Below are 491 nucleotides of genomic sequence, written 5' to 3'. Positions count from 1 at the left end.
TTCGATTCGGTGTCGGTTGCGACCACCTTCCAGAAGGAATTGAAGAAGGCCGGCGTGATCTTCATGCCGATCTCGGAAGCGATCCGCGAGCATCCTGAGCTGGTGCGCAAATATCTCGGCAGCGTGGTGCCGACGTCGGATAACTTCTTCGCCACCTTGAACTCGGCGGTGTTCTCCGACGGCTCGTTCGTCTACGTGCCGCCGGGCGTGCGCTGCCCGATGGAATTGTCGACCTATTTCCGCATCAACGAGCGCAACACCGGCCAGTTCGAGCGCACGCTGATCATCGCCGACAAGGGCTCGTATGTCTCTTACCTCGAAGGCTGCACCGCGCCGCAGCGCGACGAGAATCAATTGCACGCTGCCGTGGTGGAACTGGTCGCGCTCGATGACGCCGAGATCAAATATTCGACGGTGCAGAACTGGTATCCCGGCAACTCGGAAGGCAAGGGCGGCATCTACAACTTCGTCACCAAGCGTGGCGACTGCCG

Annotated in this window: 1 protein-coding gene; it reads left to right on the top strand. The window is 60.1% G+C overall.

Features of this window, described 5'->3' with window-relative positions; all coding sequences use genetic code 11:
• A partial coding sequence (locus tag AC5ZG1_RS44245; protein WP_496136548.1) for a SufD family Fe-S cluster assembly protein occupies nucleotides 1–491 on the top strand: 491 nt, incomplete at both ends.

Source organism: Bradyrhizobium sp. Leo78 (assembly GCF_059512425.1).
This window is presented reverse-complemented; position numbering and strand designations above follow the sequence as displayed.